Here is a 14,908-nt window from a genome sequence, read left to right as displayed (position 1 = left end):
CCACAGCGGCGCCAAGATCGTCCGCTGAGTGGTCACGTCAGCCGAGCCGGGAGAAGATCTTCTGAAACTCGGTCAGCTCGGCCTGCCGTTCCGCGTCGTCTTCGTAGTGCCCGTCGGCTGCCCGGTCTTCGACGATCGCCTCGGGGGTGAACTCCTCGCCGAACCGGTAGGCGCCGAGGCAGTAGGTGAATCCCGACTCGCTCAGCGGGTCCAGGCCTTCCCGGCGGCAGTGGTCGAGGAAGCCCTCGGCCTGCCACCACCGCTCACCGTCGAACCAGAACACGCCACCGGCGTAGAGGATCGTCGCCCCCGTCTCCACATCGACGATGTTCAGGGACTCGTAATTTTCGGGGCGGTCGCGCACCAGTCCGACGAGGTCTCCGGGGACGCCGCCATAGAGCGCCTCCTGCACCGAGTAGTCCTCCTCGGCGTACAGGTTCAACGCCGACTCGTGGTCGAAGGTCAGCAACAGGGCGCGCTTGTCCGGCGTGAAATACCAGACGGCCGACTGCCCGCCGCCGTCGTTCCAGGCGAACCGCTCCGCACCGTCCACCGCGACGGGCGTGATCTCGGTGATCGCGTCGACCACCGCGGCGCGCCGTCGCACCTCTTCGAGGGGTGTCGCCTCGAGGGCGGCCCAGATCTTGTCACTCACCGGCGCAGATTACCGGCTGAACCGGTCCGGCCCGCCATCCGTGTAACGAGTTGAAGCCGTCGCCAGGAAGGAACCTGAGTTGTCCGTTTTCCCGCGCCCCGCCCTGGTGGGCCTGCCGGGCGACCGGACGGCGCTGGGCGAGGTCGCGACCAGTGCGGTGACCACGCTCTCGGCCGTCCTCGTGCTGTTCGCCCTGCTCGCGCCGAACGACCTCGACAGGCTGACGCCGGAAGCCTTCGTGCGGCTGCCGGTGGAGGCGCTGCTCGGGGTGGCTGTCGTGCTCATGCTGCGCGACGGCGCCCAGCGGACCGTCGCGGTGTCGGCCGGCGCGTTCCTCGGGCTCCTGACCGTCGTCAAGGCCATCGACATCGGCTTCGGGCTCGCGCTGAACCGGCGGTTCGACCCGGTGTTCGACTGGGGTGTGCTCGGCAACGGCGTCGACCTGCTCGGCACGTCCATCGGCCGGTCCGGCGCGATCGCGGCGTTCCTCGGCCTGGTGCTGCTGGCCGTGGCCGTGATCGTGCTGATGGCGCTGGCCGTCCTGCGGTTGAGCCGGGTGGCGGCCGGGCACCGCACCACGTCGACCCGGGTGGTCGCCGTGCTCAGCGTGAGCTGGATCGTGTGCGCGGTGTTCGGCGTGCAACTCGCTCCGGGACAGCCGCTCGCGTCGCGCAGCGCGGTCGCCTTCGCCTATGACGACCTCCGGCAGGTGCGAGCCGGCATCCGGGACCGGGAGGCCTTCGCCGAGGAAGTCGCCGTCGACGCCTTTCGTGACACTCCGCCGTCCGAACTACTGAGCGCGTTACGCGGAAAGGACGTCCTGTTCACCTTCATCGAGAGCTACGGGCGGGTGGCCGTCCAGGACTCCGACATCGCGCCCAAGGTCGACGCGGTTCTCGACGCCGGGACAGCGCGGCTGAAGAACGCCGGATACGGCTCGCGCAGCGCGTTCCTGACGTCGCCGACGACGAGCGCGGGCAGCTGGCTGGCGCATTCGACGTTCCAGTCCGGTGTCTGGATCGACAGTCAGCACCGCTACGACGACTTCGTGAAGACCGACCGGTTCACCCTCGGTGGCGCGTTCGAACGGGCGGGCTGGGAGACCGTCGGCGTCGTCCCGGCGCACACCGAGGACTGGCCGGAGGGCAAGGTCTACGGCTACGACCGCTACTACGACTCGCGCGGGATCGGATACCACGGCCCGCCGTTCTCCTACGCCACGATGCCGGACCAGTTCACGCTTTCGGCTTTCCAACGCGCCGAACGCGCACTGGAAAGCCGAAAGCCGGACCGCCCGCCGCTGATGGCGGAAATCGACCTCGTCACCAGTCACTGGCCGTGGACGCCGCTCCCCCGCCTGGTCGACTGGACCGCCGTCGGCGATGGTTCGGTGTACAACCCCATGCCCTCGCAAGGGAAAACGCCCGACGAGATCTTCACCGACCCGGCCAAGGTGCGCGGCGCGTACGGCGACTCGATCGCCTACTCGCTGAACGCGCTGATCTCGTACGTCGAGACATACGGGGACGACGATCTCGTACTGGTGTTCTTGGGCGACCACCAGCCGCATCCGATCGTCGCGGGTGAAGGCGCCGATCGCAACGTCCCGATCACCGTCGTCACGCGGGACAAGGCCGTGCTCGACAAGATCGCCGGGTGGAACTGGCAGGAGGGCCTGAACCCGGACCGGAACGCGCCGAGCTGGCGGATGAACGCTTTCCGGGACCGGTTCCTGACCACTTTCACCCACTGATCACGCGTGATCTCCGCCCAATCACGCGTGATCTCCGTCCAATCACGTGAGATCTCCGTCCAATCACGTGAGATCGCCGCCCAAGCACGCGTGACGTCCGGCGCTAGCCGATGGCGTCGCGGTACCGGTCCGCCAACTCTCGCAAGTAGTCGACTAATTGCGGGGGTTCGGTGACCGTGAAGCGGTAGCCGAGCAGTCCTAAGTGGACAGCCAGGGTCTCGATGCTGTCGGCGCCGGTGTGCAGCACGCACGTGCTCGCGTCGACGGCCTCCACCGTGCCGACGGCCGGGTTGACCCGCGCGGTCACCTCGTCGGCGGGCGCGTGCACGGTAACGTCGGCCCGGTACCGCCACGCGGCGGACGAGACGCCGCGCCGCACCCGGTCCGTGACGTCCTCGGGCAGGTCACGCGCGGTGAAGCGCGGGCCGGTCGGGACGCGCGGGGTCAGCCTGTCGACGCGGAAGGTGCGCCAATCGCCGCGGTCGAGGTCCCAGGCGACCAGATACCAGCGACGCCCCCAGTTCACCAGGCGGTACGGTTCGGCCTTCCGGACGGTCTCCGCCCCGTCGTGGGCCAGGTAGCCGAACCGCAGCACCTCGCGATCCCGGCAGGCGGCGGTCAGCACGGTCAGCGTCCCGGCGTCGACGCGCGGGCCGGGCTCGTCGCGGGGCACCGGGATCGTGTACGCCTGCAGGGCGTTCACGCGGCGCCGTAACCGCGACGGGAGCACCTGCTCCAGCTTCGCGAGTGCGCGCAACGACGTCTCCTCGACGCCCGCGATGGTGCCGCCCGCCGCGGTGCGCAGGCCGATCGCGACGGCGACGGCCTCCTCGTCGTCCAGCAGCAACGGCGGCAGGTCGGCGCCCGCGCCGAGGCGGTAGCCGCCGACGGAACCGCGGGTCGCGTTCACCGGGTAGCCGAGCGCGCGCAGCCGCTCGACGTCGTTGCGGATCGTCCGCGCGCTCACTTCCAGGCGTCCGGCCAGTTCGGCGCCGGTCCAGTCACGGGGTGTCTGCAGCAGGGAGAGCAGACGGAGCAGTCTTGCCGAGGTCTCCAACACGCTTTTCTCCAACATGAGCTTAAGACTGCTCCTCCATTAGGAACGTAATGTTCCTAATGGCACTCTACCTTGGTCTCATGAACGAAAACAGCGAGATCAAGCCCTTCCGCATCGACGTCCCACAGGCCGAACTGGACGACCTGGCCGACCGCCTCGCGCGGGTCCGCTGGGCGAACGAACTGCCCGCCGACCAGGTGACCGACGGGGTACAGCGCGGACCGGTCACGCCGGGCTGGGAGTACGGCGTGCCCCTGGAGTACGTGCAGCGCCTGGTCGCGTACTGGCGCGACGGCTACGACTGGCGCGAGTGGGAGGCGAAGCTCAACGAGTACCCGCAGTTCACGACGGAGATCGACGGGCAGAACATCCATTTCCTGCACGTCCGCTCACCGGAGCCGGACGCGACGCCGCTGATCCTCACGCACGGCTGGCCGAACTCGGTCTTCGAGTACCTCGGCCTGATCGATCAGCTGACCGATCCGCGGGCGAACGGCGGGGACCCGGCGGACGCCTTCCACGTGGTGATCCCGTCACTGCCCGGGTTCGGTTTCTCGGGTGCCACCCGCGAGAAGGGCTGGAACCGGTACCGCACCGCCCGGGCATGGGCCGAGCTGATGCGTCGGCTGGGTTACGAGCGCTACGGCACGCACGGGAACGACGCCGGTTCGTTCGTCGCCCCCGAGATCGGCCGCGTCGACGCGGAACACGTGCTCGGCGTGCACGTCACGCAGCTGTTCTCGTTCCCCAGCGGCGACCCGGCGGAGTTCGAGGGCATGACCGAGAAGGAACTGGAGTACCTGCAGTTCCTGCAGACCTTCAACGACGACATGTCCGGCTATGCGAAACTCCAGGAGAGCGCGCCGCAGAACCTCGCGCACGCGCTGGCCGACTCGCCGACCGGGCAGCTCGCCTGGAGCGCGCAACTGCTGGCGGGCACGAGCGACGACCACGTGCTCACCAACGCCACGCTGTACTGGCTCACCAACACCGCGGCCTCGGCGGCCCGGTTCTACTACGAGGACAAACACACCGAGCACCCCGCCGAGCCGACGACCGCGCCGACCGGGCTGGCCAGTTTCGCCTACGACTTCCGGCCGCTGCGGCGCTTCGCCGAGCGCGACCACGCGAACATCGTTTCCTGGCAGGAATTCGACCGCGGCGGTCACTGGGCGACGCAGGACGCGCCGGATCTGCTGGTCGGCGACATCCGGGAGTTCTTCCGCAAGCTGGCGTGACCGGTTCCGGGGTCACGGGTGGCGGTGCCGTCAAGGTGAGGGGTGTGTGGAAATAGGGGGTGTCCCTGTTTCCACACACCCCCTCTGGATCTGGTGGTCACAGGGACTCCTCGTGCGGGACCGTGTGGGTCGCGGTCCGCAACGGGACCGGTCACCGGCACCGCGCTCGAACACGACACCTGTCCCTTACCTCTCGACTAACCGTCCCTACCACTCACGAGGATCAGCCGGGCAGCACCGACCGGACGGCCTCCGGAGTCCTCGCGACAACGGTCGTACCGTCGTCCGCGGTGATGATCGGCCGCTGGATCAGCTTCGGATGCGTCACGAGCGCCTCGATCCACCGGTCGCGCTCGGCGGGCGTGCGTCCCCAGGTCTTCAGCCCGAGTTCCTTCGCGATCGCCTCGGCGGTGCGGGTGATGTCCCACGGCTCGAGCCCGAGCCGCTTGAGGACGGCCTTCAGTTCCTTCGCCGTCGGCGGCGCCTCGAGGTACTTCCGCACGGTGTACTCGGCGCCTGCCTCGTCCAGCATCGACACCGCCGAACGGCATTTGGCGCATGCCGGGTTCACCCAGATCTCCATCTCAGGCCACCTCTTTTCGAGAAGTGCTCACTTGATGAGCACTTTGCTTCCGATGATGGTCACAGACGGTACGACGAAAGGAACCCGGTCATGGACGAGGCCACCTTCACCGCCGCCACCCCCGCCGAGTGGCGCGCGTGGCTCGCTGAAAACGCCGGTACCGAGAAGGAGGTCTGGCTGATCATCCAGCACAAGGGCAGCAACACTCCCAGCGTTCGCATCGAGGAGGCGATGGAGCAGGCCCTGTGCTTCGGCTGGATCGACGGGCTGCACCGCAAGAACGACGCCACCAGTTCCCGGCTGCGGTTCACCCCGCGCGGCCCCCGGAGTTCGTGGAGCCGGGTCAACCGTGAGCGGGCGGCCCGCCTGGTCGCCGAGGGACTGATGACCGAGCGGGGGCAGGCGATGATCGACCTTGCCAAGGAGAAGGGCCGCTGGCAGGTCGTGCCCGACGGTGAAGGTGTCCCCGGTGACCTGCGCGCCCGCCTCGACGCCGACGAGACGGCTCACGGCCACTTCGAGAAGTTCCCGCCGTCGTCGAAAAGGCTGATCCTGGAGTGGATTCTGACGGCGAAGAGGCCGGAAACCCGGGAGCGCCGGATCGCAAGGACCGTCGAACTCGCGGCCGTGAACGTCCGCGCCAACCACCCGGTCCGGTGACTCAGTTCGGTTCGCGCCGGGCCACGAGGAGGGCGATGTCGTCCTGCGCGGGTGTCGTGCCGACGAGCGCCGCCATCGCCCGCGCGCACACCACTCCTGGATCGTCGGGGGTGACCACGTCGGCGAGCCTCCGCAAGCCGACGTCGATCAGGTGATCCCGGCGTTCCACGAGACCGTCGGTGTAGAAGGCGAGCACGGCGCCGGGTGGCAGGCCGACCACGGTACTTCGCCGCGGCGGCCCGGAGACACCGATGGGCGGGTCGACCGGGACGTCGACGAACACCGACGGGTGACCGGGCACCGCGAGCACCGGAGGTAGGTGTCCGGACAGCGAAATCGCCACGCTGTCCCGCGATGCGGGCACCAGCCCGTACATGACGGTGGCCAGCGCGCCCGGCTCGAAATGCCGAACCTTCCGGTCCAATTTGGACAGGACCTCCGCCGGATCGTCCGATTCGAGCGCGTAAGCGCGAAGCGCGCTGCGCAGCCGCCCCATGATCACGGCGGCGTTGAGGCCGTGCCCGGCGACGTCACCCATCACGATGCCGAGGCGGTCACCCGGCAGGGGGAACAGGTCGTACCAGTCGCCGCCCACCCCGGGTTCGGTTCCCGGCACGTACCGCGCGGAGAACTGCATACCGGCGACGGGGGGCAGGCGTCCCGGCAACAGGCCACGCTGAAGAGCCGACGCGGCGGCGCGGTCGGTGACGGAGAGGTCGATCTGCACCGCCAGCGCGAGCCGTGCGGCCACCAGCCGCAGCAGTTCGACGTCGGCCTCGGGGAATTCGCGCGGGGTCACCGATCCGACGTGCAGCACGCCGATCAGGTCGTCCCCGGCCACCATCGGCACGCCGAGCAGCGTCCGGAGGCCACGTTCCCGCAGCAGCGAGTTGACGACGGTGGTCTCGTCGACGTGGTCGAGGATCACCGGGCGCCGTTCCGCGGCCACCCGGCCGGCGAAACCCGCGCCGACGGCGATCCGGACGTCCTGGAAGACCTCTTCCTCGATGCCGGAGGCGGCGATGGCCTGCAGCAGCTGCGCGTCCGGATCGTGCCGGAGCACCGTGGCCGTGTCGACCTTGAGCACGTCCCGCACGCGCGCGAGGATCGTGGCGATCACCTTGTGCGCATCGAGGTGACCCAGCGCCGTGTCAGTGATGGCCTCGAGCACCTGGAGCCGTTCGTCGGCCGTCGATGTCTCGGACATGCGCTGAGCCTAGCCAGCCCGATCGCGCGATGTCGTCCAGCCCGCCGCCAGTGCGTCCAAGTCGTCGGCCATTACGACACTCGGCGGAATCGCGTCTCGCGGGACCCGGCAGGCGAGCGCCGTGCCGAGCCCGGCCATCCGGATGACGGTGTCGATCAGCGCCTCCGGCTCCTCCGGCCAGTCGAAACCCGGCTGGGCGATCAGCAGGCTCACGCAGCCGTGCATCGCCGACCAGAGGCCCATCGCGAGGATTTCCGGTTCGCCGCGCAGGATGCCTGCCCGCACGCAGGCGGCGGTCGCGTCGGCGAGGTGCCGGAAACAGGCCACCGCACCGGGGGACGAGCCACTGGACGGGCGCATCAGGAGTACGCGGTACTGCACCGGATGATCCAGGGCGAACCGCGCGTACACCCGCGCGCAGCGGCTGAGCGCGCGCATCGGGTCGGCGACCTCGGCGGCGCGATCACGCATCCGGTGCGCGAGTTCGTCCCACACGCGCAGGCAGACCGCCTCCAGCAAGGCCTCGCGGCTCGGGAAGTGCGAGTAGACCGACGGCGTGGAGACGCCGGTCCGCCGCGCGACGGCACGCAGGGTCAGCGCCTCGTCGGTGCCCGTCTCCCCGAGCAGGGTGTCGGCGGCGAGCAGGATCTCGCCCCGTAGCTTCTCCCCTTCACCCGGCCGCGCCTTCGTCCGCTTCGCGCCCATGCCGTGATGCTGCCAGTATCGACTTGACACCGTCAACTTGACGATGTCAGCTTGCCTCATGGCGCACTTCCAGACCGCGACCGCACTGGTCCGCCGGGGCAACGACCCGGTATTCGACACCGAACTCGACGCACAGTGGACGATCGGGGCGAAAATGCACGGCGGCTACCTGCTCGCCGTCCTCGCCAAGGCGGCCGCCGAAATCTCCTCGCATCCGCATCTGACCGCGATCAGCGGCTCGTTCTCGGTGGCCCCGGAGCCCGGCCCCGTGGTCGTCGAGGTCGAGGTGCTGCGCGAAGGCCGCGGCCTCACCCAGTTGCGCGCGCGGCTGAGCCAGCGCGGCACGCCCTGCACCGAGGCCCTGATCACGCAGGGCGTCCTGGCGGACGGCGACGCGTGGTGGTCCGGAGTGGACCCGGTCGAGATCCCGGCGGAGCAGGACTGCCTGCCCGTACCCGCCGACGGTGGCGGCGGGTTCCGCATCGGCCTGATGGACGTCGTCGAGCAGCGGATCGACCCGGCTACGGCGGGGTTCGCGGTGGGACAACCGTCGCGGAAAGGCGTCATCTCGTCCTGGTTGCGGCTCGCCGACGGCACCGACTGGGATCCGGTGAGCCTGCTCGTGGCGCTCGACCCGGTGCCGCCGATCTCCTACGACCTCGGCATCGCGGGCTGGGCGCCGACCGTCCAGTTCACCGCGTACCTGCGCGGGATCCCGGCGCCGGGCCCGGTCCGGGTGCGGATGCGGGCGGGCGCGGTCGGCGGCGACCGGATGGACGAGGTCGCGGAGCTTTGGGACGAAAAGAACAGATTGATCGGGCAAGCGACCCAAATCGCCGCCGTACGCGTCCCCTGAACCACCCGAAAGCAGGGCCATGACGGAACTCCGGGCGTTAGGATCCAGCGTCGACGTCATGTTCTGGGGGCAGGACCATGGAAGTGGAACCACGCCGCGCGGACCCGGGCGGCTCCGACTCCGGCGGGGCCGAGATCACCCGGCTCTGCCGGACCCTGGTGCCGCTGGCGGCGGAGGGTAAGTACGCCGAGGCCGCGTCGACCTACCGATGGGTGACCAGGGCCTCGACCGGTGCCCCGCGCCGGTACGGCGACCACGCCCTGCGGCTGGAATTCTGCGCGCTCACCGGCAACGAGCACACCGGTTTCGATCTTCTGTCGCTTTTGGACGGTGTCGGTGACCACGCGGACGCCATCGGCAGACTGGAGTTCTTCGCTTCGGCCGCCTTGCTCACCCGCCGGTTGGCCGAAACCGGATACGGCGAGATCCCGTTCGTTCTCAACGGCCCGTACGACGGCCTTTCCCTGCGCCAGCTGCATCGGCGGATGCGGGCGGCGGCGTTCGTCGAGGCCGAGGAACTCGACGAAGAGGACCACACCGACTACTTCATCGAGCACGTCGAGCGGAAGATGACCGCGAAGCCGGTCGCGGAGTTCGTGCCGCTTCTGCCTTCCGCGCTCCCCCGGGTGCCGATCCTGCCGCCGCCGGGCCTGTCGGCGGAGGAACTCGTCATCCGGGCCGAAATCCACAATCACCGGTCCGAACCGGAGGAGGCGCGAGCCTGTCTCGCCGCGATCGGCACCGTCGGGGACGAGATCGCCCCGCGGCTGGCCGAACTGCGCGCGATCTTCCTCCAGGACGACGACACCGAGGAAAGGCTGCGCCACGCGGCCGCCGGGTTCCGGCGGCACGGCGACGAAACCCGGTTCCTGCTCAACCAATGCTGGCTCGGCCTGTGGCTGGTCTTCGACGATCAGGCCGAGACCGGGGTGGCGCTGACGACGGTGGCCGCCGCACGGTTGCGCGCAGGCACCGACGATCACGCCGCCTGCTGGGGCGAGTACTGGCTGGGGCACGTGCTTTCCGGACAGGGCCGGGCGCCCGAAGCGTACGAGGCCTTGCGACGTGGGGCCGAACGTGCCCGCGAGGCGAGCGATCCCTTGCTCCACGGCACTCTTCTGTGCCTGGAGGCGTCGCTGCGGAACGGCGACGGCGAAGATCCGGTGACCACACTGGAACTCGCACAGGCGGCGACGGACGCCTTCATCGTCGGAAACGTCGGCGAGAAAGCCGTCGAAGCCGTCGAACAGGTCCGGATCGCCTACGAGCGCACCGGATCGCTCGACGAACTGGACGTCTTCGTGGAGAACCTGCTGTCGACGCTTCCCGTCGGTGGCCCGGAACGGTTGCGCGGGCACCTCCGCCAGCTTCGGGCGCTGTCCCTGATCGGCACCGGCCGTTTCGCCGAAGCCGTCGACGACGCCTACGCGTCCCTCGGTGTCGCCGCGTCGAGAGGCAAGGACACCGCGGAACAGTGGTATGTCCTCGTCACCGCGCTGCACGGCGCCGGCCGCTACGACGAGGTGCTCGACGTCGCGCCCCGCACCATCGAACTGCTCGGCGGGCTGCCGGACTGGGGCCACCGCTGCCGGTGGATGTACGCCGACACCTACCGCGCGCTCGGCGAATCTTCGCGCGCCTTCAACGAATACGCCGTCCTCGCCGAGATCCTCGAGGGATCGGGCGACACCGGGCACTCCTACATCTCGGTGAGCATGGCCGCCGCCGAACAACTGGACCTGCTCGGCTACGGCGCGAACGCCGCCGACTTCTACGCGCGGGCCGCCGACGCGGCACTGGCGATCGGCGGCGGCTACGTGGCCGCCACCTGCCGTAACGCCGCGACACTTTCCCGGCTGCGCTCCGGCGACCTCGACGCGGCGCTGACCGCGCTCGACGCCGCGGAAACCGCCGTGCACGCGGTGAAAACCGAAACCGCGCCCGCGAGGGAACATCTCTTCGCGCAGCTCGACCACGTCGCCGCGCACGTGCTCAGCGCCGCCGGCCGCGTCCGGGAAGCCGCCCGCCGCGCGCTCCGCGCCGCCGAAACCTTCCATCGGATAGGCGAAGCCGAGTCCGCCCGCGACGTCGACCTGTTGCTCGAACAAATACTTCTCGGTGAACAAAAGTGACAGGTGCCCTGTTCTGTCAGCGGGCCAGTCTTGGCAGGGACCGCAGTCCGTGAAGGACTCCTTAGGGGACTCTGGGTCCCTCAAGGAGTCCTTCACGGACTTGGAACACTCGCCGGTAGCCCCACCAGTCACAGCGAGGGCGCGACCGGGGCGCCGGTACTGAGAAGCGCCAACTCTCGCAAGTAGTCCTCTAAAGGCGACCTTGCCTGTCCTCACGGGCAGGAGAAAGATCCCCGGCATGTCCGAAGGAGCCAGCGGTACCCGAAGCCTGCCCATCGGCTCGATCGTGCTGTGGGTCGTGCGCGTCGCGCTCGCCGCCGAGTTCCTCTACAGCGGGTACCTGCTGTTCGCGGGCGGGCACACCGAACAGACCTTCGCCGAGATCGGGCTCGGGCAGTGGCTCCGGTACGTCACCGGGGTCCTCGAGGTCGTCGGCGCGATCGGACTGCTCGTCCCCCGCCTCGGCGGGCCCGCGGCATTGCTGCTGGCGGGCGTCATGGTGGGCGCGAGCGTCACCGAGCTGTTCGTCCTCACCAACGGCGAACCGGTCCTCCCCCTGATTCTGCTGATCGTCTCCGCCACGCTGGCGTGGTTCCAGCAAGATCAGACTCGCGCACTCCTCGGAATCGAGCCTCCCGTGGACGACGAGGACTACCGCTAGGCGAACGCGAGACCGCCCTCCTCCGAACGGCGCAACAGGCTCCCGCCGAATGCACCGTTCACCGGAACAGTCAGCGAAAAACCGCATGTCAGCCCGCCTCGCGAGCAACTGACGATGGCGGCGAAATCCGTCCTGCAGCGTGATTATTCGCTCACTCAAGGTGAAAGATTGCGGCTCGTTTACAACGAACCGGCCACCTGCTTGACAGTCGGAGTGGTACGTACCACGCTGCCCGCATTGGTCTACACCATTTTGTGGGAGCCCGGCACAGTGGCCGGGCATCGAAAGGACGGCACGAGTGAAGCGCTGGCTCAAGATGACTGCGGGCGCCGCGGCCATCACCCTCGCGACGGCGGGCTGCGCCGGATCCGGCAGTGGCGACAGCACGAATTCGAGTGCTCCGGCCTCGAACGGCGCGCTCACGGTCTGGCTCATGACCGGGACCGCCCCGGAAGCATTGACGAACCCGCTCCACAAGGAATTCGAAGACGCGCACCCTGGCGTCAAGGTCAAGTACGAGATCCAGCAGTGGAACGGCATCCAGCAGAAGCTGACCACCGCGCTGGCCAGTGACAACCCGCCGGACGTGATCGAGCTGGGCAACACCCAGACCCCCGCGTTCGCGAACCAGGGCGTGCTCGCCGACCTCACCTCGAGCGTCGGCGACTTCAACGGCGCCCAGTGGCTCCAGGGCCTCAAGGCTTCGGGCGAGTACGACGGCAAGACCTACGGCGTCCCGTTCTACGCGGCCAACCGTGAGGTCATCTACCGCAAGGACATGTTCGAGCAGGCGGGCATCACCGCGACGCCCAAGACCCGCGCGGAGTGGCTCGACGCGATCACCAAGCTCAAGGCCAAGTTCGGCAGCGACCCCGAGTTCCAGGCCCTCTACCAGCCGGGCCAGAACTGGTACGAGCTGCTGTCGTTCATCTGGGACGAGGGCGGCGACATCGCGCAGGCCAACGGGAAGTCCTTCAAGGCGACCCTGGACTCCCCGCAGGCCAAGGCCGGGCTCGAGTTCTACAAGCAGCTCACCGACGCTTCGGGCACCAAGGCGCCGAAGGACGCCGACGAGGCCACCCCGCAGCAGGCCGGTATCTACGGCGCGGGCAAGGTCGCGATGATGATCGGTGTCCCGGGTGAGGCCGACACCGCGGCCAAGACCGACCCGACGATCAAGGAGAAGTCGGGCGCGTTCCCGATCCCCGGCAAGGCCGCCGACAAGTCGGCCCCGGTCTTCCTCGGCGGTTCGAACCTGGTCATCCCGGCCAACAGCAAGAACGCGGCCGCGGCCAAGGACTACGTCAAGCTGTTCTCCACCCCGAAGTACCAGACCGAGCTGGCCAAGGCCGGTTACGTCCCCGGTACCTCGACCGACGTGTCCGCGCTCGACGCGAACCCGCTCACCAAGGTCATGGCCGAGGCGTCCAAGAACGGCCGCGCCGTGCCGACCAGCCCCAAGTGGGGTGACGTCGAGTCCGGTCAGAACCCGATCAAGGACATGCTGACCGCTTACCTGACCGGAACGAAATCGCTCGATCAGGCGACCGCCGACGCCAACGCAGCGCTCGACAAGCTCATCGGCGGATGACCACGACCAAAGATGTGACGACGCCGGCGGGGGCCACCCCGCCGGCTTCGCCGCGCATCAAGCCGCCGAAATCCAATCGGCGCCTCCGTCTCGGCGAACGGACGGCGCCGTATCTGCTGATCCTTCCCGCGTTGATCGCGATCCTGGTCCTGCTGGGCTGGCCGACGATGCAGCTGATCGGGATCAGTTTCCGCAAGCTCGACCTCCGTGAGCTGGTCTCCGGAGAGATGGTCTGGATCGGGTTCGAGAACTTCTCCGAAATCCTGGCCGACTCCGAATTCTGGGAGATCACCGTCCGCACGCTGGTGTTCACCGCCACGGTCGTGATCGCCACCCTGCTGCTCGCGCTGTTCATGGCGCTGCTGATGCGGCACCTCAACCCGGTGGTCCGGGTGACCCTGCAGGTCGCGCTGATCCTCGCGTGGGCGACCCCGGTGCTCGCGACGACCACGATCTTCCAGTGGATCTTCGATCAGCAGTACGGGATCTTGAACAAAACGCTGGCGAAACTCGGCTTCGAAGGGTTCATCGGGTATTCCTGGTTCTCCACCGGCCCGAGCACGCTGACCGTGATCGGCCTGCTGGTCGTCTGGCAGGCCGTGCCGTTCGTGGCGTTCACGCTCTACGCCGGGCTCCTCGGCGTCCCCAAGGAGCAGTACGAGGCCGCGGGCATCGACGGCGCGAGCGGCTGGCAGGCGTTCTGGGCGGTCAGCTGGCCGGCGATCCGGCCGATCCTGACCATGGTCACGTTCCTGTCGGTCCTGTGGGACTTCAAGTTGTTCGCCCAGGTGTGGACGATCCGCCAGGGCGGGCCGGACGGCTCCAGCACGACGCTGCCGGTCTACATGTACCTCAAGGGTCTGGCGGGTAACCACTTCGGCCTGGCGGCGACCGCCGCCCTGCTGATGATGCTCGTGCTGATCCTGCTCACCGCCCGGTACGTCCAGCTGCTGGTGCGCACGAAGGAGGCCGACCTGTCATGAAGAAGTCCCTGGCACAGCGGATCGGCCTCGGCACGTTCGGGGTGTTCGTGGCGTTCCTGTTCGTCTTCCCGACGTACTGGATGGTCACGTCCGCGCTCAAGACGCCGGGCGAGGTCCTGTCGCCGAATTACGACCTGATCCCGCTCTCGGTGACGTTCGACAACTTCGTCACGGCGCTGACGAAGCCCGGTTTCACCACGTACCTCGCCAACAGCCTGATCGTCACGATCGGCGCGGTGCTGTGCTCGCTCGTCGCGGGCGTGCTGGCCGCGGTTCCCTTGTCCCGGATGCGATTCCGCGGACGCAAGGGGTTCCTGATGCTGGTGCTGATCGCTCAGCTCGCCCCGTTCGAGGCGCTGCTGATCCCGATGTACCTGCTGATGCGGGACGCCGGGCTGCTCAACCAGCTGCCTTCACTCCTGCTGGTGTACTTCGCGGCGACGCTGCCCTTCACGTGCTGGATGCTCTACGGCTTCGTCAACGGCATCCCGTACGACCTCGAAGAGGCCGCGATGATCGACGGCTGCAGCCGGGCGGGCGCCTTCCGCCGGGTGACGCTGCCGCTGCTCGCACCGGGACTGGTGACCACGTCGGTGTTCAGCTTCATCACCGCGTGGAACGAGTTCCTGTTCGCGTTCGTGTTCATGCGCGACCAGAACAAGCAGACGCTGCCGGTGTGGCTTTCGTCGTTCCGGACGGCGTTTTCCGTGGACTGGGGCGGGATCATGGCGGCGTCGGTCATCTACGCCATCCCCGCGTTGGTGTTCTTCATCCTCGTTCAGCGCAAACTCGTGTCCAACCTGACCGCAGGCGCAGTGAAGGGATAA

At 68.5% G+C, this 14,908-nt stretch carries 14 protein-coding genes; 9 read left to right on the top strand and 5 right to left on the bottom strand.

All coding sequences use genetic code 11. The features are described from left to right. Window positions 1–37: 37 nt before the first annotated feature. Window positions 38–655, bottom strand: a complete 618-nt coding sequence (locus ACM6LR_RS36235) for a hypothetical protein (protein ID WP_414940064.1) — start codon at window positions 653–655, stop codon at window positions 38–40. Window positions 656–734: 79 nt separating this feature from the next. On the opposite strand from ACM6LR_RS36235, the gene ACM6LR_RS36230 reads away from it, so the two are divergent. Next, window positions 735–2,408, top strand: coding sequence for a sulfatase (locus ACM6LR_RS36230; RefSeq protein ID WP_414945405.1), 1,674 nt, complete (start codon window positions 735–737; stop codon window positions 2,406–2,408). Between the two features lie 103 nt (window positions 2,409–2,511). Here ACM6LR_RS36230 and ACM6LR_RS36225 read toward each other — a convergent pair whose 3' ends face one another. Continuing rightward, window positions 2,512–3,468, bottom strand: coding sequence for a helix-turn-helix transcriptional regulator (locus tag ACM6LR_RS36225; protein ID WP_414940202.1), 957 nt, complete (start codon window positions 3,466–3,468; stop codon window positions 2,512–2,514). Window positions 3,469–3,545: 77 nt separating this feature from the next. Here ACM6LR_RS36225 and ACM6LR_RS36220 point away from each other — a divergent pair, with 77 nt between their 5' ends. Next, complete coding sequence (locus ACM6LR_RS36220; protein ID WP_414940066.1) at window positions 3,546–4,703, top strand: epoxide hydrolase family protein; 1,158 nt, start codon at window positions 3,546–3,548, stop codon at window positions 4,701–4,703. 223 nt (window positions 4,704–4,926) lie between these two features. Here the strand turns inward: ACM6LR_RS36220 and ACM6LR_RS36215 are convergent, their stop codons facing one another. Beyond that, a complete protein-coding gene (locus ACM6LR_RS36215; protein WP_414940067.1) occupies window positions 4,927–5,286 on the bottom strand; it encodes an arsenate reductase family protein in 360 nt (119 codons plus the stop codon). Window positions 5,287–5,376: 90 nt separating this feature from the next. Here ACM6LR_RS36215 and ACM6LR_RS36210 point away from each other — a divergent pair, with 90 nt between their 5' ends. Continuing rightward, entirely contained in the window at window positions 5,377–5,946 is a 570-nt protein-coding gene (locus ACM6LR_RS36210; RefSeq protein ID WP_414940068.1) for a YdeI/OmpD-associated family protein, read from the top strand. 1 nt (window position 5,947) lies between these two features. Here ACM6LR_RS36210 and ACM6LR_RS36205 read toward each other — a convergent pair whose 3' ends face one another. Continuing rightward, the gene (locus ACM6LR_RS36205) at window positions 5,948–7,153 is read right to left on the bottom strand and encodes a PP2C family protein-serine/threonine phosphatase (RefSeq protein ID WP_414945404.1); all 1,206 of its coding nucleotides are present in this window, start codon (window positions 7,151–7,153) and stop codon (window positions 5,948–5,950) included. Window positions 7,154–7,162: 9 nt separating this feature from the next. Beyond that, a complete protein-coding gene (locus tag ACM6LR_RS36200; RefSeq protein WP_414940070.1) occupies window positions 7,163–7,858 on the bottom strand; it encodes a TetR/AcrR family transcriptional regulator in 696 nt (231 codons plus the stop codon). 58 nt (window positions 7,859–7,916) lie between these two features. On the opposite strand from ACM6LR_RS36200, the gene ACM6LR_RS36195 reads away from it, so the two are divergent. From ACM6LR_RS36195 to ACM6LR_RS36170, 6 genes are all read left to right on the top strand, one after another. Beyond that, complete coding sequence (locus ACM6LR_RS36195) at window positions 7,917–8,714, top strand: thioesterase family protein (protein WP_414940071.1); 798 nt, start codon at window positions 7,917–7,919, stop codon at window positions 8,712–8,714. Between the two features lie 77 nt (window positions 8,715–8,791). After that, on the top strand, window positions 8,792–10,846 hold the full coding sequence (locus ACM6LR_RS36190) for a hypothetical protein (RefSeq protein WP_414945403.1): 2,055 nt from the start codon (window positions 8,792–8,794) through the stop codon (window positions 10,844–10,846). 238 nt (window positions 10,847–11,084) lie between these two features. Further along, a complete protein-coding gene (locus ACM6LR_RS36185; protein WP_414945402.1) occupies window positions 11,085–11,507 on the top strand; it encodes a DoxX family protein in 423 nt (140 codons plus the stop codon). Between the two features lie 298 nt (window positions 11,508–11,805). Then, window positions 11,806–13,098, top strand: coding sequence for an extracellular solute-binding protein (locus ACM6LR_RS36180; RefSeq protein WP_414940074.1), 1,293 nt, complete (start codon window positions 11,806–11,808; stop codon window positions 13,096–13,098). Next, window positions 13,095–14,081, top strand: coding sequence for a carbohydrate ABC transporter permease (locus tag ACM6LR_RS36175; protein ID WP_414945401.1), 987 nt, complete (start codon window positions 13,095–13,097; stop codon window positions 14,079–14,081). The genes ACM6LR_RS36180 and ACM6LR_RS36175 overlap by 4 nt, the downstream gene beginning before the upstream one ends. Then, window positions 14,078–14,908, top strand: coding sequence for a carbohydrate ABC transporter permease (locus ACM6LR_RS36170; protein ID WP_414940076.1), 831 nt, complete (start codon window positions 14,078–14,080; stop codon window positions 14,906–14,908). The genes ACM6LR_RS36175 and ACM6LR_RS36170 overlap by 4 nt, the downstream gene beginning before the upstream one ends.

The organism is Amycolatopsis sp. cmx-11-32, from assembly GCF_047608695.1.
In the GTDB taxonomy this organism is placed as follows: domain Bacteria; phylum Actinomycetota; class Actinomycetes; order Mycobacteriales; family Pseudonocardiaceae; genus Amycolatopsis.
The sequence above is the reverse complement of the archived record's forward strand: the minus strand, read 5'-3'. Positions and strand labels throughout refer to the sequence as shown.

Coding starts and splice junctions, on each gene's coding strand:
- ACM6LR_RS36175 (WP_414945401.1), top strand. CDS start 13,095: ATGACCACGACCAAAGATGTGACGACGCCGGCGGGGGCCACCCCGCCG.
- ACM6LR_RS36215 (WP_414940067.1), bottom strand. CDS start 5,286: ATGGAGATCTGGGTGAACCCGGCATGCGCCAAATGCCGTTCGGCGGTG.
- ACM6LR_RS36195 (WP_414940071.1), top strand. CDS start 7,917: ATGGCGCACTTCCAGACCGCGACCGCACTGGTCCGCCGGGGCAACGAC.
- ACM6LR_RS36185 (WP_414945402.1), top strand. CDS start 11,085: ATGTCCGAAGGAGCCAGCGGTACCCGAAGCCTGCCCATCGGCTCGATC.
- ACM6LR_RS36220 (WP_414940066.1), top strand. CDS start 3,546: ATGAACGAAAACAGCGAGATCAAGCCCTTCCGCATCGACGTCCCACAG.
- ACM6LR_RS36200 (WP_414940070.1), bottom strand. CDS start 7,858: ATGGGCGCGAAGCGGACGAAGGCGCGGCCGGGTGAAGGGGAGAAGCTA.
- ACM6LR_RS36210 (WP_414940068.1), top strand. CDS start 5,377: ATGGACGAGGCCACCTTCACCGCCGCCACCCCCGCCGAGTGGCGCGCG.
- ACM6LR_RS36190 (WP_414945403.1), top strand. CDS start 8,792: ATGGAAGTGGAACCACGCCGCGCGGACCCGGGCGGCTCCGACTCCGGC.
- ACM6LR_RS36170 (WP_414940076.1), top strand. CDS start 14,078: ATGAAGAAGTCCCTGGCACAGCGGATCGGCCTCGGCACGTTCGGGGTG.
- ACM6LR_RS36205 (WP_414945404.1), bottom strand. CDS start 7,153: ATGTCCGAGACATCGACGGCCGACGAACGGCTCCAGGTGCTCGAGGCC.